The 22441-nt window shown below is 65.5% G+C and carries 17 protein-coding genes; 10 read left to right on the forward strand and 7 right to left on the reverse strand.

The window, feature by feature from the left end; genetic code table 11:
• Nucleotides 1–6: 6 nt before the first annotated feature.
• Nucleotides 7–585, reverse strand: coding sequence for a phosphoribosylglycinamide formyltransferase (gene purN / locus BO996_RS25355; RefSeq protein WP_012207170.1), 579 nt, complete (start codon nt 583–585; stop codon nt 7–9).
• 98 nt (nt 586–683) lie between these two features.
• Here purN and BO996_RS25360 point away from each other — a divergent pair, with 98 nt between their 5' ends.
• The 3 genes from BO996_RS25360 (at nt 684) to BO996_RS25370 (ending at nt 3884) form a co-directional block, all read left to right on the forward strand.
• Complete coding sequence (locus BO996_RS25360) at nt 684–1364, forward strand: YceH family protein (protein WP_043796599.1); 681 nt, start codon at nt 684–686, stop codon at nt 1362–1364.
• Between the two features lie 153 nt (nt 1365–1517).
• The gene (locus BO996_RS25365; protein WP_012207172.1) at nt 1518–2699 is read left to right on the forward strand and encodes an acyl-CoA dehydrogenase family protein; all 1182 of its coding nucleotides are present in this window, start codon (nt 1518–1520) and stop codon (nt 2697–2699) included.
• Between the two features lie 69 nt (nt 2700–2768).
• The gene (locus BO996_RS25370) at nt 2769–3884 is read left to right on the forward strand and encodes an acyl-CoA dehydrogenase family protein (protein ID WP_071956683.1); all 1116 of its coding nucleotides are present in this window, start codon (nt 2769–2771) and stop codon (nt 3882–3884) included.
• A gap of 90 nt (nt 3885–3974) precedes the next feature.
• On the opposite strand, the gene BO996_RS25375 is transcribed toward BO996_RS25370, so the two are convergent.
• The 3 genes from BO996_RS25375 to BO996_RS25385 all read right to left on the reverse strand — a co-directional run bounded on the left by BO996_RS25375 (nt 3975) and on the right by BO996_RS25385 (nt 7660).
• Nucleotides 3975–4922 (reverse strand): bestrophin family protein, encoded by a 948-nt coding sequence (locus tag BO996_RS25375; RefSeq protein ID WP_071956684.1) that lies wholly within the window; start codon nt 4920–4922, stop codon nt 3975–3977.
• A 123-nt stretch (nt 4923–5045) separates the two neighbouring features.
• The gene (locus tag BO996_RS25380) at nt 5046–6788 is read right to left on the reverse strand and encodes an IPTL-CTERM sorting domain-containing protein (protein ID WP_071956685.1); all 1743 of its coding nucleotides are present in this window, start codon (nt 6786–6788) and stop codon (nt 5046–5048) included.
• A 170-nt stretch (nt 6789–6958) separates the two neighbouring features.
• Entirely contained in the window at nt 6959–7660 is a 702-nt protein-coding gene (locus BO996_RS25385) for a response regulator transcription factor (protein WP_013800907.1), read from the reverse strand.
• 168 nt (nt 7661–7828) lie between these two features.
• Between BO996_RS25385 and BO996_RS25390 the strand changes: the two genes are divergently transcribed.
• The 3 genes from BO996_RS25390 to BO996_RS25400 all read left to right on the forward strand — a co-directional run bounded on the left by BO996_RS25390 (nt 7829) and on the right by BO996_RS25400 (nt 13295).
• Nucleotides 7829–9808 carry a sensor histidine kinase gene (locus BO996_RS25390; protein WP_071957213.1) on the forward strand — a complete coding sequence of 660 codons (1980 nt, stop codon included), beginning with the start codon at nt 7829–7831 and terminating at the stop codon, nt 9806–9808.
• A complete protein-coding gene (locus BO996_RS25395) occupies nt 9796–11865 on the forward strand; it encodes a sensor histidine kinase (protein WP_071956686.1) in 2070 nt (689 codons plus the stop codon). Before BO996_RS25390 ends, BO996_RS25395 begins: the two co-directional genes overlap by 13 nt.
• A 113-nt stretch (nt 11866–11978) precedes the next feature.
• The gene (locus BO996_RS25400) at nt 11979–13295 is read left to right on the forward strand and encodes a tetratricopeptide repeat protein (protein ID WP_071957214.1); all 1317 of its coding nucleotides are present in this window, start codon (nt 11979–11981) and stop codon (nt 13293–13295) included.
• Between the two features lie 10 nt (nt 13296–13305).
• On the opposite strand, the gene BO996_RS25405 is transcribed toward BO996_RS25400, so the two are convergent.
• A complete protein-coding gene (locus BO996_RS25405; protein ID WP_012207180.1) occupies nt 13306–13914 on the reverse strand; it encodes an HNH endonuclease in 609 nt (202 codons plus the stop codon).
• Nucleotides 13915–14071: 157 nt separating this feature from the next.
• On the opposite strand from BO996_RS25405, the gene BO996_RS25410 reads away from it, so the two are divergent.
• From BO996_RS25410 to BO996_RS25425, 4 genes are all read left to right on the forward strand, one after another.
• Nucleotides 14072–15121: a bifunctional riboflavin kinase/FAD synthetase gene (locus BO996_RS25410; RefSeq protein WP_071956687.1), complete on the forward strand. Its 1050-nt coding sequence runs from the start codon at nt 14072–14074 to the stop codon at nt 15119–15121.
• A gap of 105 nt (nt 15122–15226) precedes the next feature.
• On the forward strand, nt 15227–18082 hold the full coding sequence (gene ileS, locus BO996_RS25415; RefSeq protein WP_013800900.1) for an isoleucine--tRNA ligase: 2856 nt from the start codon (nt 15227–15229) through the stop codon (nt 18080–18082).
• Nucleotides 18083–18102: 20 nt separating this feature from the next.
• Nucleotides 18103–18618 carry a signal peptidase II gene (lspA, locus tag BO996_RS25420; RefSeq protein ID WP_013800899.1) on the forward strand — a complete coding sequence of 172 codons (516 nt, stop codon included), beginning with the start codon at nt 18103–18105 and terminating at the stop codon, nt 18616–18618.
• 259 nt (nt 18619–18877) lie between these two features.
• Nucleotides 18878–20542 (forward strand): Na/Pi cotransporter family protein, encoded by a 1665-nt coding sequence (locus BO996_RS25425; RefSeq protein WP_013800898.1) that lies wholly within the window; start codon nt 18878–18880, stop codon nt 20540–20542.
• A 6-nt stretch (nt 20543–20548) separates the two neighbouring features.
• On the opposite strand, the gene BO996_RS25430 is transcribed toward BO996_RS25425, so the two are convergent.
• Both BO996_RS25430 and BO996_RS25435 read right to left on the reverse strand, forming a co-directional pair.
• Entirely contained in the window at nt 20549–21373 is an 825-nt protein-coding gene (locus tag BO996_RS25430) for an NUDIX hydrolase (protein WP_071956688.1), read from the reverse strand.
• On the reverse strand, nt 21370–22350 hold the full coding sequence (locus BO996_RS25435) for a quinone oxidoreductase family protein (RefSeq protein ID WP_034396808.1): 981 nt from the start codon (nt 22348–22350) through the stop codon (nt 21370–21372). The genes BO996_RS25430 and BO996_RS25435 overlap by 4 nt, the downstream gene beginning before the upstream one ends.
• Between the last annotated feature and the right edge of the window lie 91 nt (nt 22351–22441).

Raw genomic sequence — 22441 nt, forward strand, 5'->3', positions numbered from 1 at the left:
CAGACCCTAGCCCCGCATCAACTGCGCCACGGCGCGCGGGTAGATGAGGTGCTCCTGCACCAGCACGCGCGCGGCCAGCGCCTGGGCTGTGTCGCCGGGCAGCACGGGCACCACGGCCTGCTCCAGGATGGGGCCCACATCCAGCTCGGCCGTAACGCGGTGCACGGTGCAGCCGGCAAAGCGGCAGCCTGCATCGATCGCCCGCTGGTGCGTGTGCAGACCCGTGAAGGCGGGCAGCAGCGAGGGGTGGATGTTGATCATGCGTCCCTCGTAATGCGCCACGAAGCCCGGCGTGAGGATGCGCATGAAGCCGGCCAGCACGATCAGCGAAGGCGCGTGGCGGTCGATCACCTGGGCCAGCTCGGCGTCAAACGCCTCGCGGCTGGGAAACGGGCGGTGGTCCAGCACCTCGGTGGCAATGCCTTGCTCGCGCGCGAAAACAAGGCCCGAGGCCTCGGCCTTGTTGCTGACCACGGCGGCCACGCGGGCGCCGTAACGCCGCGCCCAGTCCTGTTGCTGCGAAGCACGCACAATGGCAGCCATGTTCGAGCCGCCGCCCGAGATCAGGATCACGATATTTTTCATGGGCGGCGATTGTCGCACCGCAGGCCGCGCGGCCTGCGCCAGCCCCGGCAAGGCCCATGGCCCTGCCGGGCCTTGTCACCTCTTCCGTCCAGACACCCATGCCATTCGATCCCCGCTCCACCCCCCTGACCGCTGTCGAAGCCCGCGTGCTGGCCACCCTGATGGAGAAGGCGCGCACCGTGCCCGACAGCTACCCGCTCACGCTCAACGCGCTGGTCACGGGCTGCAACCAGAAAAGCAGCCGTGATCCGGTGATGGAAGTCAGCGAAGGCGAGGCCCAGGAAGCGCTGGACAGCCTGCGCCTGCGCACCATGTCCGTACAGATCAGCAGCGCGCGCGCCACGCGCTGGGAGCACAACTTCCCGCGCGGCGTGGGGGTGCCCGACCAGAGTGCCGTGCTGCTGTCCCTGCTGATGCTGCGCGGCCCGCAGACGGCGGGCGAGCTGCGCATCAACTCCGAGCGCTGGCACCGCTTCGCCGACATCTCATCGGTCGAAGCCTTCCTGGAAGAGCTGCGCGAACGCAGCGAGGAAAAAGGCGGCCCGCTGGTCGTGCTGCTGCCACGCGCGCCTGGCGCACGCGAGCAGCGCTGGGCCCATCTGCTGTGCGGCCCCGTGGACGTGAACGCCATGGCCCAGCCCCCCGCTGCAGCAGGCGCACGCGGCGATGCCCTGGCCCAGCGCGTGGTTGATCTCGAAGCCCAGGTACAGCAATTGCAGGCACGTCTTGCGCATGTCTATGCACAGCTGGGGCTGGAGGAGCCCGGCCAATCCAGCTGATCGCCCGCGCTCAGGCAGCCCCAGCAGCAAGCCCCGGACGGTCCCGCCGCCCGGGGCTTGTTGCATCAGGGATTGCCATAGGTTGTCACGCCCTGGACAGTCCAAAAAAGAACGTGCGTGCTACAAAAGCCGGGATTGAAGGAGACACAGTCCATGGACCTGGCATTTACCCCTGAAGAACAGTCCTTTCGCGAGGAAGTCCGCGCCTGGGTGCGGGCCAACCTGCCCCAGGACATCGCGCACAAGGTGCGCCACTCGCTGCGCCTGACGCGCGACGACCTGCAGAACTGGGCCAAGATTCTTGGCAAGAAAGGCTGGCTGGGCTACGGCTGGCCCAAGCAGTTCGGCGGCCCCGGCTGGACGGCCGTGCAAAAGCATCTGTTCGAGGAGGAATGCGCCCTGGCCTGCGCCCCGCGCATCATTCCCTTCGGCCCCGTGATGGTGGCACCCGTGATCATGGCCTACGGCTCGCCCGAGCAGCAGCAGCGCTTTCTGCCCGGCATTGCCAGCGGCGAGGTCTGGTGGAGCCAGGGCTACTCGGAGCCGGGCTCGGGATCGGACCTGGCCAGCCTCAAGACCCGTGCCGAGCGCGTGGGCGACAAGTACATCGTCAACGGCCAGAAGACCTGGACCACGCTGGGCCAGTACGGCGAGTGGATCTTCTGCCTGGTGCGCACCAGCAACGAGGGCAAGCCCCAGACCGGCATCAGCTTCCTGCTGGTGGACATGAAGAGCCCCGGCGTGACCGTGCGCCCCATCAAGCTGCTGGACGGCGAGTGCGAGGTCAACGAGGTCTTCTTCGACAACGTCGAGGTGCCGGCCGAGAACCTGATCGGCGAGGAGAACAAGGGCTGGACCTACGCCAAGCACCTGTTGAGCCACGAGCGCACCAACATCGCCGACGTGAACCGCGCCAAGCGCGAGCTGGAGCGCCTCAAGCGCATCGCCAAGGCCGAAGGCGTCTACGAGGACCAGCGTTTCCGCGATGAGATCGCCAAGCTCGAAGTCGATGTGGTCGCGCTGGAGATGCTGGTGCTGCGCGTGCTGTCGGCCGAGAAATCGGGCAAGAACCCGCTGGACATCGCCGGCCTGCTCAAGATCAAGGGCAGCGAGATCCAGCAGCGCTACTCCGAGTTGATGATGCAGGCCGCCGGCCCCTTCAGCCTGCCCTTCATCGAAGAGGCCATGGAAGCCGGCTGGCAGGGCGACTTCCCCGGCGGCGTGGTGGACAACGCGCCGCTGGCATCGACGTACTTCAACATGCGCAAGACGACGATCTACGGCGGCTCCAACGAGGTGCAAAGAAACATCGTCGCTCAGACGGTGCTGGGCTGATTTTGGCTGGAGTTTCGCTGAACCCAGAAGTGCGCCGGACGCGCTTCGATCAGCTTCGGGAGACAGAAAATGGACTTTGATTTTTCGGATGACCAGCAGCAACTGCGCGACGCCGTGCGCCGCTGGGTGGACAAGGGCTATACCTTCGAGCGCCGCCGCTCCATCGTCGAGGCGGGCGGTTTTTCGCGCGAGGTCTGGGGCGAGCTCGCCGAACTGGGCCTGACGGCCTTGACCGTGCCCGAGGAGCACGGCGGCCTGGGCCTGGGCGCCACCGACGTGATGGTGGTGATGGAGGAGTTGGGCCGCGGCCTGGTGATGGAGCCGCTGGCGCAGGCCTTTGTGGCCGCCGGCGTGCTCGGCAAGCACGCCGACGCCTCCGTGGCCGGCCAGTGGCTGCCGCGCGTGGCCAGCGGCGAGGCCCTGGTCGTGCTGGCACACCAGGAGCGCCAGGCCCGCTACCGCCTCGATGTCTGCGCCGCCAAGGCCAGCAAAAGCGGCAGCGGCTACACGGTGGACGCCACCAAGAGCGTGGTGCCCGCAGGCGACGCGGCCGATGCCTTTCTGGTGCCGGCCCAGCTGGACGGCAAGATCGCCCTCTTCCTGGTGGAGCGCGGCGCCAGCGGCGTCAGCACCCAGGGCTACCGCACCCAGGACGGCAGCCGCGCGGCCGAACTGCGCTGCCAGGCGGCGCCCGCCACGCTGGTGACGGCCGATGGCCTGGCCGCCCTCACGCTGGGCCAGGACGCCGCCAACGCCGCGCTGTGCGCCGAAGGCGTGGGCGCCATGGAGCAGACCCTGAAGCTAACCACCGAGTACATGAACCAGCGCAAGCAGTTCAACACGGTGATCGCCAGCTTCCAGGCCCTGCGCCACCGCGTGGCCGACATGAAGATGCAGCTGGAGCTGGCCCGCTCCATGAGCTATTACGCCAGCCTCAAGATGAGCGCAGCCGATGCCGAGCGCCACGTGGCCATCGCGCGCGCCAAGGTCCAGCTGGGCCAGTCGCTGCGTTTTGTCGGCCAGCAGTCGGTCCAGCTGCACGGCGGCATCGGCGTGACCGACGAGTACGCGGGCAGCCACTACTTCAAGCGCCTGACGCAGATGGAGATGACGGGCGGTGACACCCTGCATCACCTGGGCATCGTCTCCGCGAAGATGCAGGACACGGCCGGCGTGTTTGCCTGAGGTCTGACCTCACCGCAGCGCACCGCACCAGGCCCCGCAGAAAACTGCGGGGCTTTTTTCATGGGCCTTTGCCCATGTCTGCCCGCCGCCTCAGGTCAGCCGGTAGCCCTCCGGCCTGAGCGGTGCCGGCAGATCCGTCTCGCTCAGCGTGCAGCCCAGGCTGATCTCGATGGAGCGGCAGATGGTGTCCAGCGGCAGGTCGTTGCTCTCCAGGCCAAAGGGCTCTTCGAGTTCATCGCCAAGGGCGTCGAGCCCATAGAAGGTGTAGGCCACGATGGCCACGACAAAGGGCGTCATGAACCCGGTCGTGTCCACCAGGCCGAACGGCAGCAGAAAGCAGTACATATAGGCCGTGCGGTGCAGCAGCAGCGCATAGGAGAACGGCATGGGCGTGTTGCGGATGCGCTCGCACGAGGCGGCTGCCGCCGTCATGCGCGTGAAGGTCTTGTCCATGGACGCGGCCAGGCAGGGGTCCATCTCGCCACGGCGCACGCACTGCGCCAGATCGCGGCCCATGGACATCATCAGTGCGTCGCAGCGCTGCTCCAGCGGCAGGCCCTGGAGCTGGCGCCATTCCTTGTCCACTAGCCAGCGGCCTGCGGCCACATCCTCGTGCAGCCCGCGCAACTGCGTGCGCAGCAGATGCGCAAAGGCGATCGCCCGGTGCACCATGCGCACGCGCACATCGCTGCTGCGCCGGGCCGGGTCCGGATCCCCGTCGATGACGATCAGGCTCTGGCACTGGCGCGCCAGCGTGCGCGCGCAGATCACCATCTCGCCCCAGAGCTTGCGGCCTTCCCAGTAGCGGTCATAGGCGGTGTTGTTGCGAAAGCCCAGGAAGATGGCCAGCGGCAGGCCGATCAGCGTGAAAGGGATGGGCGTCACCGTGATCTTGACGTCGAACAGGTTGCCATGCACCAGAGTGATGATGGCGGCGAACACGATGTTCACGAGCAGCGTGACCTGGATACGCTGGAGCACCGAGCCCCGCAAAATCAGAAACAGCCTGAGGCCGGCGGGGCGATCACGGACGATCATGGGGATATCACTAGGTACAAACCCTTATTCGATCACACATTGAGCAAGTCAATTGGCTGCGGCAGCGCCCAGATGAAAAAAAAGGCGCCCCGAAGGGCGCCCTGTGTCACGACCGACTGCCGGTCACAGCGGGTTGGCGCGGCGGCGGCGCGCCATGCCCCAGCCCATGATGCCCATCAGGCCGGACATCAGGATCAGGCCCCATTCGGAGAGCGTGGGGATGGAGGCCGGGCCCGCAGGGGACGCAATCACCACAGGAGACGCCGCCACCTGGTTGTTGGCAGGAGTCACGTCGTTGTCCGCACCCGTCGTGACCTGTACGTTGGAAGTGCCTGGAGCCGTCGGCGTGCCGGAGACCGGGCAGACCACCGTCTCGCCTGCAGCGACGGCATCGCCCTGGGCCCAGTCCACACCATTCACCTTGCACTGACCCACAGTAACTCCCGGGGGCAGGCCGGTCACGCCGCAGATCGCATTGTTCGCAGTTGCAGCACCCTGGTTGGTGCAGGAGAACGAAGCTGTCGGCGGATAAGGCACGCCCACCGTGCCCTTGGGCGGCAGTCCGCTCGGGTTCGTGGTCATGTCGCTGGAGGACGCAGCGTCCAGCAGGTTGGTCTGCACCATGGCTCCCATGAGTGTGGCCACGCCATCGCCACCAATGGTGTAGTTGCCGTTGTTGATCTGGTCGCCCGGCGTGCCCAGCGGAACCTTGACCGTCATCTTGAACGTCAGGGTCTCACCTGGTGCAAGGCTGGGGATGCTGCACTTTGCAGGGCCCGTGGAGCCCACGCCACCCACAGGTGCGGTGCAATAGTTTTTCGCATCGACCAAAGAGACAAAGCTGGTGGAAACGCCCGTGCTGTCTTGCGGCATGGCCGGCGTCACCTCGACATTGGTCACCGGCGTACTGGCATTGTTGGTGTAGCTGTACGTGTAGGTGATCTCAGTGCCATCGTTCTTGGGGGCACTCACCGGTCCCGACGCCGTGATCCATACCCCCTTGGGCAGGGCGGTGGTGAAGTTGTCCACGTACAGGTGGCCCGAGTGTCCGCTCTGGCTGCAGCCAGCGGCAATCGCTTCCAGTCGAACCTTATCGCCTACACGCAGCACTTCATTGCCGGGCGCCACGTCATAGGCCTGAGGGTCGGTGAACAACTCCGAGTGCCCATTCGCATCCTGGAACGATTTCCAAGCCACACCCGGTTGACCCGCATAGTGATATTTAAAGAAAAGTTCCTTGTCCACCACCGAAGCAGTTTGTGCATCGAAAGTCTTGACCAATGCAATGGCATAGTACGGACGCTGAGCAGGCGTGTGACCGCTGCCTGGATCATCCAGCACCGGCGCAGCGATGAAACGGATATGGATCTTTCCGTCCTTGTCGATGTCGTCGGCCGTCAGCGTCACTTCCTGCGAAATGGCACTGGCTGTCTTCGGCTGCTGGGTAAACGAGGGCTCTGGCGACACATTGCGAGGGATATGCGTCTCGGTCAGATTGATGCGGGCCGTGTTGCTGCCGCGCATGGGCAGCAACAGATCGGAGCTGCCCGAAACCCACAGGCGATCCTTGACCGTCGCCTCGGGCGCTGTGACGACCGAGTTCAACGGCAGCTTTCCCGCCGGAGCCGCACGCTGCAGGTCAGCCAGTTTGACGGGGTTGGACGTCAAGGTCGCCGCCGTGCCATTGTTGGTCCAGGCCTCTTCCGTCCAGCCATTCAGATTTCCCGTCTCGAAATCGCCATTGATGAACGATGCCTGGGCCACGGTGCTTGCAAGCAGCGCAGCTCCCAGTGCCAGGCGCCTTGCTTGGGTTCCGGCCTTCTGTTTGAAAGCACTCCGCTCGGCACGGATAGTCTGTCTTGTCATACCGCTCCTCTCTTTTTTGATGCTTTCGCACCGTTGAAAAAACTCTGTAGCGCCACTGGCGACAGCCCCGCAGCTTTCCCGCGCTCAAAAAAAGAGCGAACGAATCCCCTGCGCGGGCTCTGAAAGCCGCGTTCAAAAGGTGGGGAAAGGGAAAGAAAAGTGGCGGGCGCTTAAGGCACGAACACCAGCCCTCGGCCGAACACGGCCCTCACCGGCAGGGCCAGCCCGGAGATATCCAGGGTCTTGCGGCGCAGCCGCGTCAGCTGCGATTCGATGCGGTGGAAGCCGTCATCCACATCGGCATAGCCCATGGTCTCGATCAAGGTCTGCTTGGCCACCATGGTTCCGGGGGTTGCCATCAGGCAGCCGAGCAATTCCAGCTCGCGACTGGTCAGGGCAATGATCTGGTGGTTGGGCGCGACCATGCAGGCCGAAAGGGGGTCAAGGCGCCAGGTCAGGAAAGGTGCCGCCGCCCGGGCCGGCTGGCCCGTGTTGCGGCGCAGCTGGGAGCGGATGCCGGCCACCAGCTCGTTCATGTCGGTGGGCTTGACGAAGTACTGCAGGGCGCCGGCATTGAGGCCGGCGATGCGGCTGTCCAGATCGCCACGCGCCGTGAGCACCACGACGGGAATCTCCTGCTCGGCCAGGCGCTTGACCAGGCTCAGGCCGTCCTCGCCGGGCAGGCCCAGGTCGACGACGACCAGATCTGCCTTCTCACGCAGTAGCTTTATGTAGAAGTCTTCTGCAGAATCCGTGCCCCAGGCATGCAAGCCAGACTTTGTTAAAAATCGACACACATTGATACGAATATCCTCGTCATCCTCTACGACGGCGACGGTGAACTCGATCGATGGCTCTAGTGTCTGCTGCATGATGTTTGCCTATTGGTGCGCGGATTTTCATTGGGGCGAACGTCCGCCGCCATGCACGAACACTCTCGAATGCTCACAGTTCAGAGAAACACACAAAAATTTACATTTATTGCATGGATCATGGTCTCGCTCGGGTTGCTTGCATTTTTCGTGCTGAGCCCGGCGTCCATGCCTCCCCCTGACAAGGGACTGCGTCTTGGCAAGGACCTGCCCATGCAGGTGCTTGCCGATGCGGGCCGCAGCATGACCATTGAACAGGTCGCGGCCCTGCCCGATGATGCCTTCGAAACCCGGCGCACGCCTCTGAACGAGGGCTATACCCGCCATGCTTACTGGGTGAGGGTTGCCACGCCTGCCCTTGCGCCCACAAGCGGGCTGGCCGACAACGATGCGCTGTGGCTGGAGATCACGCCCACCTATCTGGACAGGGTCACGCTCTACCAGCAGGCGCACGGCCTGTGGCAGGCGAGGGAAAGCGGTGACACCGTGCCCATGGCTCAGCGCATCCATGTGCGCCAGCTGGTGTTTCCACTGCGCGCTGGCCAGCCCTTTGTGCTGCGCATCGAGACCAGCAGCGCCATGCAGCTGTACGCCACGGTCTGGCGCAGCACGGGGCTGATGGCCTGGTTGTCCAGCGTCGAGTGGGCATCGGGTGTGCATCAGGGTGTGAATCTGGTGCTGACCCTGCTGATCGCGGGCGCGGCCCTGGCCCTGCGCATGCGCAGCCTGATGGCCATGACCTTGCTGGCCTTCGTGGTGCTGACCCACAACGCCAATGTGCGCGGCTATGCCCAGCTGTGGCTGCCCGAGCCCTGGGCGCCGCATGCGGATGTCTGGGTGAGCGTGGGCGTCTTCCTGCTGCCTGCCGCCTTTGCCTGGCAGGCACGCGAGACCTTGACGCGCGGCACGGCCTGGCGCCGCATCGATCGCATGCTGGTGCTGCTGACCGTGGCACCGCTGCTGGCCGTACTCAGCATACCGACGGGGCACTACACGCAATGGGCCTGGCTGGGGGTCAGCGTGCCCTGGATGGCCAGTCTGCTGAGTGCGCTGGTGGCCTGGCAGAACCTGTTCCGCCAGGGTCCCAGCATCGTCAACCTGCTGGTGCTGATTCCCTACACGCTGCACACGGTCATGGGCATCCACGTGGCTGCGGCCTATACGGGACTGGTGTCTTCCGACATCGAGGCAGGCATGTACTGGCAGCTGGAATCGCTGCTGCTGTACATCCTCATCATCATTGCCGTGGGCGCCAGCCTGGTCGAGAAATTCCAGAACTCCATGGGCAGGCAGGCGCAGCTGGTGGAGTCGCTGGCCCGGTCGGAACATGCGCTGGAAGGACGGGTGCGCACACGCACGGCGGAGCTGCTGCATGCGCAAAACGCGCTGCAGGCCGCCTTGCATGGCGAGCGCACGCTGCGGCTGGAGCAGCGCCAGTTCTTCAACATGGTCAACCATGAATTCCGCACGCCGCTGGCCGTGGTGGACAGCGCGGCCACCGAGCAACTGACTTTTCCGTCCACCGATATCGATTCCCAGCTGGAACGCGCAGCCCAGATCCGCCGCGCCTGCAGGCGCCTCACGGCCCTGGTGGACAACTGCCTGGTCAGCGACCGACTGGACGCGCCTGCGTTCCGGCTGCAGCTCGACCGGGTGCCCGTGATGGACCTGATCGACGATGCCGTGCAGCTCGTGCACTGGTCGCGCCGCCACCATCTGAAGCTGGAGACTGCGGGCGTCCCCGCCTCCTGGGAGTGCGACCCCACCCTGGTACGGATCGCCCTGTCCAACCTCGTGGACAACGCCGTGAAATACGCCCAGGCCGGAGAAATCGCCGTATGCGCCCGCCTGGACGCACAGGGCAGGCTGGAACTCACCGTCAGCGACGAGGGCCCTGGCCTGGCGCCCGAGTTGGCGCAGCGCATCTTCGAGCTGCACGAGCGCGGAGAGCGTTCGGACCAGACCCGAGGCTTCGGCCTGGGGCTGTGGGTGGCCCGGCGCGTGGCCCAGATGCATGGCGGCGATGTGCAGGTCACGCCAGCTGCGGGCGGCGGCACCTGCTTCACGCTGACGCTGCCCAGCAGCATTCCCGAAGACAGCGGCCTTGCCACAGCTGCAACACAGCCCGCCTCGCCATGCGTATCCTGAACCTGCTGCGTATCCTGAACCGGCTGGCGCTGCCGGGCTGGCTGGTGTTTTCGCTGGTGCTGGTGGTCTGCTTCATTCTCAGCCCGGCCTGGCAGTCCCTGCCGGCAAAGCGCCTGCAGCTGGGCACGGACTTGCCCATGCTGGCGCTCGTCGATGCCCAGGGCAGCTTCACCATCGATCAGGTGGCAGCCCTGCCCGATACGGCCTTCACCCTGCTCGATACACCGCTGAACAAGGGCTATACGCGCGATGTGTATTGGCTCAAGGTGCAGGCGCCTCACATCGCCGCCGGCAAGGCAGACCCCGAGCACGATCCGCTGTGGCTGGAAATCCTGCCCAGTTATCTGGACCGCGTTGCGCTCTACCAGCACGTGGACGGCGCATGGCGCATGCGCAGCAGCGGTGATACGGCCACCGACGAACCGCGCGTGCACGTTCGGCAGCTGGTGTTTCCGCTGTACTCGGGCCAGCCCTTCATCCTGCGCGTGCAGACCTCCAGCCCCATGCAGCTGGACGCCACGCTCTGGCGCAGCAGCGGCCTGATGACGCAGTTCTCGGCCGTGGAATGGGCATCGGGCATCCACCAGGGCATCAATCTCATGCTGGCCCTGCTGATCATCGGCGCTGCCCTGGCCCTGCGCCTGCGCAATCTGGCCGCCATGGCCGTGGCCGCCATGGCCGTGCTGATCCACGGCGCCAGCGACCGGGGGTACCTGCAGATCTGGCTGCCCGACCATCTCGCGCACTGGGGCCATCTGTGCGTCAGCCTGGGCACCTTGATGCTGCCCGCCGCCCTGGCCTGGCAGATGCGCGAGCTGCTGACACGCGACACACGCTGGCGGCGCATGGACCGGGCCTTGCTTGCCCTGGGAATCATCCCTCTGCTGTGCCTGCCCAGCATACCGCTGGGCCGCTACCAGGACTGGGCCTGGATAGGGGTTGGCGCGCCCTGGGCCATCAGCGCACTGTTCGCCGTGGTGGCATGGAGCAATCTGCTGCGCGAGCGTGCCAATCTGGTCCATGTGCTGATGGTGGTTCCCAGCACCATGTATGGGCTGATGGGCCTGTATGTGACAGCGGCCTATGTCGGCCTGACCAGCCTGCCGACCATAGAAACCAGCGTGTTCTGGCAGCTCAACACCTTGCTGGTCAACATCGTGATCACCGTGGCCGTGGGCGCCGGTCTGATCCAGAAATTCCGGGACTCCATGGCACGCCAGGCACAGCTGCTCGAGTCCCTTGCCAAGTCCGAGCATGCGCTGGAAGAGCGTGTACGTCTGCGCACGGCCGAGCTGCTGCGTGCCCAGAACGCACTGCAAGCGGCACTGCACAGCGAACGCACGCTGCGGCTGGAGCAACGCCAGTTCTTCAACATGGTCAACCATGAATTCCGCACGCCGCTGGCCGTGGTGGACAGCGCGGCCACCGAGCAGCTGTCCTTTCCCTCGCCCGACATCGACTCCCAGCTTGAGCGCGCCGCACAGATCCGCCGCGCCTGCAGGCGCCTGACGGCCCTGGTGGACAACTGCCTGATCAGCGACCGCCTGGATGCCCCCGCCTTCCGGCTGCAATTGCACCGCGCTCCCGTCATGGAACTGGTCGATGATGCCGCGCAGCTTGTGCACTGGTCACGCCGCCACCACCTGAACCTGGACAGCGCCAATGCGCCTGCCACATGGGAGTGCGACTCCACGCTCACCCGCATCGCCCTGTCCAACCTCGTGGACAACGCGGTGAAATATGCCAAGGCCGGAGAAATCGCCGTGCGCGCGCGCACCGACGAACACGGCCGGCTGGAACTCACTGTCAGCGACCAGGGCCCGGGTCTTGCCCCCGAGCTGGCGCAACGCATCTTCGAGCGCTTCGAGCGCGGCCACCGCGCGGACCAGGCCCGCGGCTTCGGCCTGGGCCTGTGGGTCGCCCGGCGCATTGCGCGCCTGCATGGCGGCGACATACAGGCAGCGCCATCAGCCCAGGGCGGCACCAGCTTCACGCTCACGCTGCCACCGCGCCCCTTGCCCGCACCGCAGGCCAAGACCTTGCAGGCATCGGCTTGAAACATGGCCGAGCGAAGAATCCACGATAATGAAAAGTTCGCCACTGGCGTGGCCTGCCGGCACATGCCGCAATCAACGCCCGCCTCTCCTTGGCCATAAACACACACCTGTCCATGAGCGCTACTTCCATCCCCGCCGACATCAACCGCAAGCACCTGGAAATGGCTCGCCAGCAGATCGCGAAAGGCGACCTGCAAAAAGCCGCCCAGACTCTGAACAAGGCTCATCGCCAAGTGCCTGGTGACGCTCGCGTCTTCATGCTGGGCGGACTGATGGCTGAAAAGGCAGGGAACCACGCCAAGGCCGAACAAGCCTTCGCACGATGCCTTGAACTGGCTCCCATGTGGGGCCCGGGCTTGCTGGAGACGGCGCTCTTTCGCGCAAGGCATGGTCAGTTCGATTCAGCGATTGAATTGGCAGAAAAAGTTTCCCGCATTGAGCCCAACAATTCCCAGGTGCTTGCTGGCGTGATCGATATTGCGCACCGCGCCGGGAATCTGCAGATGGCCGTCAAGCATCTGCACCGCGGCCTTGAAATGCATCCGGGCGATGCCACACTGCGCCTGCATCTGGCCCGCGACCTGGGCAACCTGGGAGAGCATGCACAAGCCGTGCAGCTGTTGGATGCCTTGGTGCAGGAGCATCCCCTGCAACCGCAATACAGAATGGAACGGGTAAAGCACACCGTCACGCACGGTCAAGCCGCTGAAGCCCTGGATGACATCCGTATCCTGGAAGAGAAATTCCCAGAAGATGAAACGCTGGCGTATTACGCAGCATTGGCGAAGGGAACGACTCCTGCACATCTGCCAGAGGAAATGCACCGGGCCCTGTTCGACAACATGGCAGATAGGTTTGACCAGCATCTGGTCCAGGGATTGGGCTACCAACTACCCAAACTGGTGGCGCAGCAATTGATCGCACGTCATCCGGAAAAAGACGTCAATGTGCTCGACTTGGGCTGTGGCACCGGCTTGCTCGGGCTTTGCCTTGGCACCATGCAGGGTTACCTGATTGGTGTCGACAGCTCTCTCAAGATGATCGAGCAGGCAGCCAAGCATGGCATCTATGACCGTTTTCACCATGTCAACCTGCTGGACGCGTTGAGCAATACACCAGACCAGGAATACGATGTGATTACCTGCCTGGATGTACTGGTCTACATTGGCGACTCTCAACCGGTCATCCCTAATGCCGCACGCATTCTCAAGACAGGTGGCGAGTTCATCTTCTCCTGCGAAACCGCCCCAGAAGACGGTCCCGACCTGGTCCTCCAACCCAGCCAGCGCTACGCCCACAAGCGCAGTCATATCGAGGCACTGTGCAAGCAAGCCGGTTTCAGTGTGTCGACGGAAGAACTGGTGCTGCGCCAGGAAGGTGGCGAGCCGGTTCAGGGCTTTGTCGTGACGGCCACCAAGACCGCTGCCTGACAGGCCTTCATCAAGCCCACGCCACCTCGTGCGTGGGCGCACCACCGCCCTCGGCGAAGCCGTCCCGTGCCCAGCGCGAACTCCGGGGCACGTGCAGCAGCAGAAACTCCATCTGATCGGCCAGGATCCGCCGGTTGCGCAGGATGAAGTCTTCCCAGAGGCTGGGTATATAGGGCGTGTAGAGCAGCGGCATGCGCGCCTGCTCGGGCGTGCGGGCACCCTTGCGGTGATTGCAGGAGCGGCAGGCCGTCACCAGGTTCATCCACTGGTGGCCTCCCCCTGCGGAGATGGGCACGATGTGCTCGCGCGTGAGGTCGTTTTCATGGAACACGCGGCCGCAGTAGGCGCAGATGCAGCGGTCGCGTGCGAACAGCTTGCCGTTGGTCAGACCCGGCTGCAGGCTGTGCGGATTGATGGCAGGCGCACCGCGCGTACCGATGATGCTGTTGATGTGGATGACCGACTGGCAGCCCGTGACGGCATTGTGACCACCGCGGAAACAGGCGACCTCTCCGCCGGACTCCCAGCGCACATCGTCCGCCGCGTAATGCAGCGCCGCCTGCTCCAGCGTGATCCAGGATTGGGGCAGCCCTTGGGCCGACAGCTTCAAGACCTTCACGACACGCCTCCTCTGACACCAAAGTGAACGGGAATGCAGCCAGTGCACAGGGCCTGCAAGGCAGGCCTTATCGAGGCAATATACTCTGTTTCCATGTCGGATTGACAGCCTGCGCTGGCTGCGCGCGTGCCAGCCGCTATTGAAAACAAAGCGTCCCATGAAGATTTTTCGAGGCTTCAACCATCCAGGGCGGGAATCGGCCTGTGCCGTCACCATCGGCAATTTCGATGGTGTCCATCGCGGCCACCAGGCCATGCTGGCCCTGCTGTCGGCCGAGGCTGCACAGCGTGGTGTGCCCACCTGCGTGCTGACCTTCGAGCCCCATCCGCGCGACTACTTCGCCCAGACCCTTGGACGGCCTGAAATCGCTCCGGCGCGCATAGGCACGTTGCGCGACAAGCTGTCGGAGCTGGAGCGCTGCGGGGTGGACCAGACTGTGGTTCTGCCTTTCAACCAGACGCTGGCCAGCCAGTCGCCGCAGGCCTTCATCGACGAAGTGCTGGTGGCGGGCCTAGGCGCGAAATACGTGCTGGTTGGCGACGACTTCCGCTTCGGCACCCAGCGTGCGGGCGACTACGCCATGCTGGATGCGGCAGGCCAGCGCCAGTGCTTTGACGTGGCTCGCATGAACAGCTACGAGGTGCACGGCCTGCGCGTGTCCAGCACCCATGTGCGCGCAGCCCTGGCCGAGGGGCGCATGCAGGACGCCGCGCGGCTGCTGGGCCATCCCTACACCATCTCCGGCCATGTGGTGCACGGCCGCAAGCTGGGCCGCAGCCTGGCCGAGAGCCGCCAGGGCGCGGGCGACGGCTTTCGCACGCTGAACCTGCGCTTCAACCATTGGAAGCCTGCGGCCAGCGGCATCTTCGCCGTGCTGGTCCATGGCCTGAATGAACGACCGCTGCGCGGCGTGGCCAACCTCGGCGTGCGCCCTTCCCTGGACCCGACGGATGTCAACGGCGGGCGCGTCCTGCTGGAAACCCACTGCCTCGATTGGCCCGGCGCGCCGGGAGGCGAAGAGGCCTACGGTAAAATCATCCGCGTGGAACTTCTGCACAAACTGCACGACGAGCTGAAGTACGACAGTCTCGACGCCCTCACCGCCGGCATCGCCAAGGACTGCGATGACGCGCGCGCGTTCTTCGCCACCATCCACACGCCCATCTACACAGAGACCCGTCGCCAGACCACGCGCGACCGAATTTGACGATCTCCGTCACCTGCCCGGGCGCGGGTGCGCACCAGGCTTCCCTCCCCTTTTTCCGTGCCTGGACCAGACGGTCCGGGCTCTGGCCTGCTTTCAAGGTTCTCCATGTCTGATTCGAAAGTCTCTCCCAACGCCAATGCGGGCTATCGCGCCACGCTGAACATGCCCGACACGCCCTTCCCCATGCGCGGCGACCTGCCCAAGCGCGAGCCGGGCTGGGTCCAGGAATGGGAGGACAAGGGGCTCTACAAGAAGCTGCGCGATGCGCGCCACGGCGCGCCCAAGTTCATCCTGCATGACGGCCCGCCCTACGCCAACGGCAAGATCCACATCGGCCACGCGGTGAACAAGGCGCTCAAGGACATGATCGTCAAGAGCCGCCAGCTCGAAGGCTTCGACGCGCTGTACGTGCCGGGCTGGGACTGCCACGGCCTGCCCATCGAGAACGCCATCGAAAAGCTGCATGGCCGCAACCTGCCGCGCGACGAGATGCAGGCCAAGAGCCGCGCCTTCGCCACCGAGCAGATCGCCCAGCAGATGGTGGACTTCAAGCGCCTGGGCGTGCTCGGCGACTGGGACCATCCCTACAAGACCATGAACTACGCCAACGAGGCCGCCGAGCTGCGCGCCCTCAAGCGCGTCATGGAGCGCGGCTTCGTCTACCGCGGTCTCAAGCCCGTGTACTGGTGCTTTGACTGCGGCTCCTCGCTGGCCGAGTTCGAGATCGAATACGCCGACAAGCAAAGCCAGACGCTGGACGTGATGTTCCCCACGGCCGAGCCCGACAGGCTGGCGGCCGCCTTCGGCCTGCCCTCGCTGGCCAAGCCAGCATTCATCGTCATCTGGACGACGACGGCCTGGACCATCCCCGCCAACCAGGCGCTCAACGTCAACCCCGAGCTGGAATACAGCCTGGTGGACACCGAGCGCGGCCTGCTGATCGTGGCCTCGGCCCTGGTCGAGAAATGCCTGGCACGCTGGAAGCTCGAAGGCCAGGTCGTCGCCACCGCCGTGGGCAGGAAGCTGGACCACCTGCAGTTCAAGCACCCGCTGGCCGATATGGACAAGGGCTTCGACCGCGTCTCGCCCGTGTTCCTGGCCGACTACGCCACGGCCGATGACGGCACCGGCATCGTGCACTCGGCCCCCGCCTATGGCGTGGACGACTTCAACAGCTGCATGAACAACGGCATGACGCGCGAAGACATCCTGAGTCCCGTACAGGGCAACGGCGTCTACGCACCCGAGCTGCCGCTGTTCGGCGGCCAGCACATCTGGAAGGCCACGCCCGCCATCATCGACGCGCTCAAGCTGGCCGGCCGCCTGATGGACACCAAGACCATCACCCACAGCTACCCGCACTGCTGGCGCCACAAGACGCCCGTGATCTACCGCGCCGCAGCCCAGTGGTTCATCCGCATGGACGAGGGCGAGGGCGTGTTCACCAAGCCCGGCGACAAGCCCGCGCAGACGCTGCGCCAGATCGCGCTGGAGGCCATCGAGCACACCCAGTTCTACCCGGAGAACGGCAAGACCCGCCTGCGCGACATGATCGCCGGCCGCCCCGACTGGTGCATCTCGCGCCAGCGCAGCTGGGGCGTGCCCCTGCCCTTCTTCCTGCACAAGGACAGCGGCGAGCTGCACCCGCGCACCATGGAGATCATCGACCAGGCGGCCGCCATGGTCGAGCAGGGCGGCATCGAGGCCTGGAGCCGCGTGACGGCCGAGGACATCCTGGGCGCCGAGGAGGCCGTGCACTACACCAAGAGCACCGACATCCTCGAAGTCTGGTTCGACTCCGGCTCCACCTTCTGGCACGTGATGCGCGGCACGCACGCCGAAATGCACCACGACCAGGGCCCCGAGGCCGACCTCTACCTGGAAGGCCATGACCAGCACCGCGGCTGGTTCCATTCGTCGCTGCTGCTGGCCTCGGCCATCTTCGGGCGCGCGCCCTACCGCGGCCTGCTGACGCACGGCTTCACCGTGGACGGCCAGGGCAAGAAGATGTCCAAGTCGCTGGGCAACACCGTCGCCCCGCAGGACGTGAGCAACAAGATGGGCGCCGAGATCATCCGCCTGTGGGTGGCCTCGACCGACTACTCGGGCGACCTGGGCATCGACGACAAGATCCTGGCCCGCGTGGTGGATGCCTACCGCCGCATCCGCAACACGCTGCGCTTCCTGCTGGCCAACGTCAGCGACTTCGATGCTGCGCAGGACTCGGTTCCCACCGAAGAGCTGCTGGAAATCGACCGCTGGGCCCTGGCCCGCGCGGCCCAGTTCCAGGCCGAGCTGCTGGCCCACTACAAGGTCTATGAATTCCACCCCGTGGTGGCCAAGCTGCAGCTGTTCTGCTCGGAAGACCTGGGCGGCTTCTACCTGGACGTGCTCAAGGACCGCCTGTACACCAGCGCGCCCAAGAGCCTGGCCCGCCGCAGCGCCCAGACCGCCCTGCACCAGATCACGCATGCCATGCTGCGCTGGATGGCGCCCTTCCTGTCATTCACGGCCGAAGAGGCCTGGAAGGTCTTCGGCGACAGCGAGTCCATCTTCCTGGAGACCTACACCGACCTGCCGGCCGGTGACGAGGCCCTGCTGGCCAAGTGGGCGCGCCTGCGCGAGATCCGCGACGTGGTGAACAAGGACATCGAGGCCGTGCGCACCGAAGGCCGGGTCGGCTCCTCGCTGCAGGCCGAAGTCAGTGTCTCGGCCCAGCCCGAAGACCTGGCCCTGCTGCAAAGCCTGGGCGACGACCTGAAGTTCGTCTTCATCACCTCGGCGGCCGAGGCCCTGGCAGGCGAGGCCCTGCAGGCCGCCGTCACACCCAGCAGCCATGCCAAGTGCGACCGCTGCTGGCACTACCGTGCCGACGTGGGCATCAACCCCGAGCACCCCAGCCTGTGCGGCCGTTGCGACAGCAACCTGCACGGTGCTGGCGAAGAGCGCCACAAGGCGTAATCAACCCCTGAGGCGCTGCCATGACCCCTACCTTTGCTGCGGTCCCCGAATCCCGCAACAGCCGCATCTGGCCCTGGCTGGCCTGGTCGCTGGCGATCATCGCCATCGACCAGCTCACCAAGCAGTGGATCCTTGGTGCCTACCAGCTGGGCGACTGGACGCCGATCACGGGCTTCTTCAACATCGTGCGGGCCCACAACACGGGCGCGGCCTTCTCGTTCCTGGCCGGAGCGGGCGGCTGGCAGCGCTGGCTGTTCGTGGGCATCGGCGTGGCGGCCACGCTGCTCATCGTCTGGCAGTTGCGCAAGCATCCGGGGCAGAAGCTGTTTTGCTTCTCGCTGGCCAGCATCCTGGGCGGCGCCATCGGCAACGTGGTGGATCGCCTGCAGCACGGATACGTGGTGGACTTCCTGGACTTCTACTGGGGCCGTTCGCACTTTCCGGCCTTCAATGCCGCCGACATCGCCATCAGCGTGGGCGCGGGCCTGCTGATCCTGGACGAGGTGCTGCGCGCACGGCGGGCCAAAAGAACCTGATCCGCGGCGCACGCCACGACAGCCAGCCCAGCCCCTCCTGCGAGGGGCTTTTTCATGGGGGGCTGCCGCCAACTGCGTGCCGACGGGCTTTCTCCTCGGGTTTTCCTGAGTGCGTTTTTGGTCAACCGAAATTCTTTTTGATTCGTTTTATTTCTACAATTTTCTTTATTTCGCACCAAACTGTGCGCTCATGCGGCCGACTCTCCTGCGCGCAAGCCGGGACCGGGGTTATATTGGTCCGCTTCTCCGCTCACAGCACATGAAGCACTTACTCAATCTATTGGCCGCCATCGCCCTGCTGGTCTGGGGCACGCACATGGTCCGCACCGGCGTGCTGCGGGTGTTCGGCGCCAACCTGCGCGACCTGCTCGCCCACAGCATGAGCAACCGTTTCTCGGCTGCGCTGTCGGGCCTGGGCGTGACTGCGCTGGTGCAGTCGAGCACGGCCACCTCGCTGATGACCTCGGCCTTCGTGGGCCAGGGCCTGATCTCGCTGCCGGCCGCGCTGGCCGTGATGCGCGGCGCCGACGTGGGCACGGCGCTGATGGCCGTGCTGTTCTCCACCGACCTGTCCTGGCTGTCGCCGCTGTTCATCTTCGTGGGCGTGGTGCTGTTCATCACCCGCCAGGACACCACGGCCGGGCGCATAGGCCGCGTGCTGATCGGCCTGGGCGTGATGCTGCTGGCCCTGCGCCTGGTGGTCGAGGCCACCGAGCCGCTGCTGGAAGCCCCCGCCGTGCGCACCCTGCTGGGCTCGGTCACCAGCGATATCTTCATGGAGTTGCTGCTGGGTGCGCTGCTGGCCGTGATGGCCTATTCCAGCCTGGCCATCGTGCTGCTGATCGCGGCCATGGCCAGCTCGGGCGCGATTCCCATGGAAGTGGCGCTCGGCCTGACGCTAGGCGCCAATATCGGCAGCGGCCTGGTGGCCGTGCTGACCACGGCCAAGTCCAGCACCGAAGTGCGCCAGGTCACCATCGGCAACATGCTGTTCAAGATCATGGGGGTGGCCATCGTCGCGCCCTTCCTGGGGCTGTGGGCCACCTACGTGATGCCGATGATCGACGGCAAGGGCCAGAACATCGTGCTGTTCCACCTGGCCTTCAACATCTTCAACAGCCTGTGCTTCATCGGCCTCACGCAGACCGTGGCGCGCTGGGTGACGGCCCTGCTGCCCAAGCCCGAGGCCAGCTCCACCAGCCTGCTGCGCCCGCGCCACCTGGACCCCTCGGCGCTGAGCACACCGTCGCTGGCCATTTCCTGCGCCGCGCGCGAGGCCCTGCACCAGGCCGACATGGTCGAGTCCATGCTGATCGGCATGCAGCGCGTGCTGGAGACAGACGACCTCAAGCTGTCCCAGGAGCTGCGCGAGCTTGAAGGCACGGTGGACGATCTGTACTCGGCCATCAAGTACTACATGACCAAGATCTCGCGCGCCGAACTGGATGAGCGCGAGGGCCAGCGCTGGACGGAAATCATCAGCTTCACCATCAACATGGAGCAGATCGGCGACATCATCGAGCGCGTGCTGCTGGACATCGAGGACAAGAAGATCAAAAAGGGCCGTCAGTTCTCCGAGGCCGGCACGCAGGAGATCCGCGAGCTGCTGCACCACCTGCTGGACAATCTGCGCCTGGCAATGAGCGTGTTCCTCAACGGCAATGTGCGCGAGGCGCAGAAGCTGCTGGAGGAAAAGGCGCGTTTCCGCGACCTGGAGCTGGCCTACTCGGCCACCCACCTGGCGCGCCTGTCCGACAACACCGTCTCCAGCATAGAGACCAGTTCGCTGCACATCGACCTGATCAGTGACCTCAAGCGCATCAACTCGCTGCTGTGCTCGGTGGCCTACCCCATCCTCGAATCGGCAGGCGCCCTGGCGCCCAGCCGGCTCAAGGAATCGGCACTGAACAAGACGGCGCGCTGAAGCGTTTCACCAGCCCAGCCAGGCCGCCAGCACCTGGGCGGCCTCGGGCGTGAAGCGGCCCTGCAGAAGCCATTCGACAAGCTGGTCGCGCTCGATCAGCGCAAAAGCCTGGACCTCGCCATCCTGGTTGCCGGGCTCCAGCGCCGGCGGCACGGTGGCGCTGAACCAGTCGATGCGCTCGCGCATGAAGCCCCGGCCCTCGGCCTCGTCGCTGGGGCGCTCGAACAGCACATGGCCGCCATGGCGCAGGCCCTGCAGCTCGGCCACGCGCAGGCCGGCCTCTTCCCAGGTTTCACGCTCCACCGCCTCGGCCACGGTATCGCACGCGGCCACCATGCCGCCCATCAGCGTGTCCCACATGCCAGGGTTGGTGGGCTTGTTGTCGGCGCGCTGCTGCACCCAGATGCGGCCATCGGCCGTCTCGCCCACCAGATGCACGGCCTGGGTGGCAATGCCCAGCGGGCGCACGGCGCCGCGCTCCACGGTGGCAATGCGCTGGCCCTGGACGTTGCACACGGCCAGTTGCTCATCGCGCCAGGGGCCGCTGTGGCCCGTGGCACGCAGCACCCGGGCCAGGGCGTTGAGCAGGACCGTGGCATCGCCCTGGCCTTGCAGATGCCATTGGCCGGCCTGCAGGCGCAGTGCCACGCCGTGGGCATGCATCACATCGTCCGGCAGCAGCGCGGCCAGGCCGTCTTCCAGCGAACCTGTCTCCTGCCCCTCCACCAGCAACGGCCGGCGCGGCTGCAGCGCGGGCTGGCGCGTGTCGGCGCGCAGGCGGTCCAGCCAGGCCTTCACGGCCGGGTCGGCAAGGTGCTTTGACACACTCATGGCAGCAGGATGGTCGAGCCCGTGGTCTTGCGCGCCTCCAGGTCCAGGTGTGCCTGGCGCACCTCGGCCAGCGGATAGCGCTGGTCGATATGGATCTTCACGGCACCGCTTTCCACCACGGCGAACAGATCGTCGGCCATCGCCTGGGTCGCCTCGCGGCTGGTGATGTGGGAGAACAGGGTCTGGCGCGTCACATACAGCGACTTGGCCGCGAGCACGGCAGGAGCGAAAGGCGCCACGGGGCCTGAGGCGTTGCCGAAGCTCACCAACAGGCCGAAGCGCCGCAGGCAGGCCAGCGAGCCTTCCCAGGTGTCCTTGCCCACGCTGTCGTAGACCACCTTCACACCCTGGCCGCCCGTGATCTCCTGCACGCGCTCGGCGAAGTTCTCGCTGCGGTAGTTGATGGCATGGGCTGCACCGTTGGCCAGGGCCAGCGCGCACTTCTCGTCCGAGCCCGCAGTGGCGATGAGCTGCAGGCCCAGTGCCCTGGCCCATTGGCAGGCGATCAAGCCCACGCCACCGGCCGCCGCATGGAACAGCACGGCATCACCCGGTGCCAGGCCCTCGACTGGAATGCATTTCTTGAGCAGGTACTGCGCGGTCAGGCCCTTGAGCATCATGGCGGCGGCCGTCTCGAACGCAATGGCATCGGGCAGGCGGCACACGCACATGGCGGGCATGACGCGCACTTCGCTGTAGCTGCCCGGCGGATTGCTGGCATATGCCACGCGGTCGCCCACGCCCAGGTGCTCCACGCCGGCACCCACGGCCTCGACCACGCCTGCGCCTTCCATGCCCAGGCTCAGGGGCATGGGCAGCGAGTACAGGCCGGAGCGCTGGTACACATCGATGAAGTTCAGGCCCACCGCATGGTGGCGTATGCGTACCTCGCCTGGCCCGGGCTCGCCCACGGCGACCTGCACCAGCTCCAGGACTTCGGGGCCGCCGTTGTGGCGGATCTGCACTGCAATACCCATGGGAGCACTCCTGCAAAAAGCGACAAGAGCGGCATCGTGCCATGTTTCGGCCCGCCTCGCGGAAGACGGCAACGCATGGCCGGCGCAAAGA

This window comes from Delftia sp. HK171 (genome assembly GCF_001886655.1).
Taxonomy (GTDB): domain Bacteria; phylum Pseudomonadota; class Gammaproteobacteria; order Burkholderiales; family Burkholderiaceae_C; genus Comamonas; species Comamonas acidovorans.

Coding starts and splice junctions, on each gene's coding strand:
- purN (WP_012207170.1), bottom strand. CDS start 585: ATGAAAAATATCGTGATCCTGATCTCGGGCGGCGGCTCGAACATGGCT.
- BO996_RS25360 (WP_043796599.1), top strand. CDS start 684: ATGCCATTCGATCCCCGCTCCACCCCCCTGACCGCTGTCGAAGCCCGC.
- BO996_RS25365 (WP_012207172.1), top strand. CDS start 1,518: ATGGACCTGGCATTTACCCCTGAAGAACAGTCCTTTCGCGAGGAAGTC.
- BO996_RS25370 (WP_071956683.1), top strand. CDS start 2,769: ATGGACTTTGATTTTTCGGATGACCAGCAGCAACTGCGCGACGCCGTG.
- BO996_RS25375 (WP_071956684.1), bottom strand. CDS start 4,922: ATGATCGTCCGTGATCGCCCCGCCGGCCTCAGGCTGTTTCTGATTTTG.
- BO996_RS25380 (WP_071956685.1), bottom strand. CDS start 6,788: ATGACAAGACAGACTATCCGTGCCGAGCGGAGTGCTTTCAAACAGAAG.
- BO996_RS25385 (WP_013800907.1), bottom strand. CDS start 7,660: ATGCAGCAGACACTAGAGCCATCGATCGAGTTCACCGTCGCCGTCGTA.
- BO996_RS25390 (WP_071957213.1), top strand. CDS start 7,829: ATGCCTCCCCCTGACAAGGGACTGCGTCTTGGCAAGGACCTGCCCATG.
- BO996_RS25395 (WP_071956686.1), top strand. CDS start 9,796: ATGCGTATCCTGAACCTGCTGCGTATCCTGAACCGGCTGGCGCTGCCG.
- BO996_RS25400 (WP_071957214.1), top strand. CDS start 11,979: ATGAGCGCTACTTCCATCCCCGCCGACATCAACCGCAAGCACCTGGAA.
- BO996_RS25410 (WP_071956687.1), top strand. CDS start 14,072: ATGAAGATTTTTCGAGGCTTCAACCATCCAGGGCGGGAATCGGCCTGT.
- ileS (WP_013800900.1), top strand. CDS start 15,227: ATGTCTGATTCGAAAGTCTCTCCCAACGCCAATGCGGGCTATCGCGCC.
- lspA (WP_013800899.1), top strand. CDS start 18,103: ATGACCCCTACCTTTGCTGCGGTCCCCGAATCCCGCAACAGCCGCATC.
- BO996_RS25425 (WP_013800898.1), top strand. CDS start 18,878: ATGAAGCACTTACTCAATCTATTGGCCGCCATCGCCCTGCTGGTCTGG.
- BO996_RS25430 (WP_071956688.1), bottom strand. CDS start 21,373: ATGAGTGTGTCAAAGCACCTTGCCGACCCGGCCGTGAAGGCCTGGCTG.
- BO996_RS25435 (WP_034396808.1), bottom strand. CDS start 22,350: ATGGGTATTGCAGTGCAGATCCGCCACAACGGCGGCCCCGAAGTCCTG.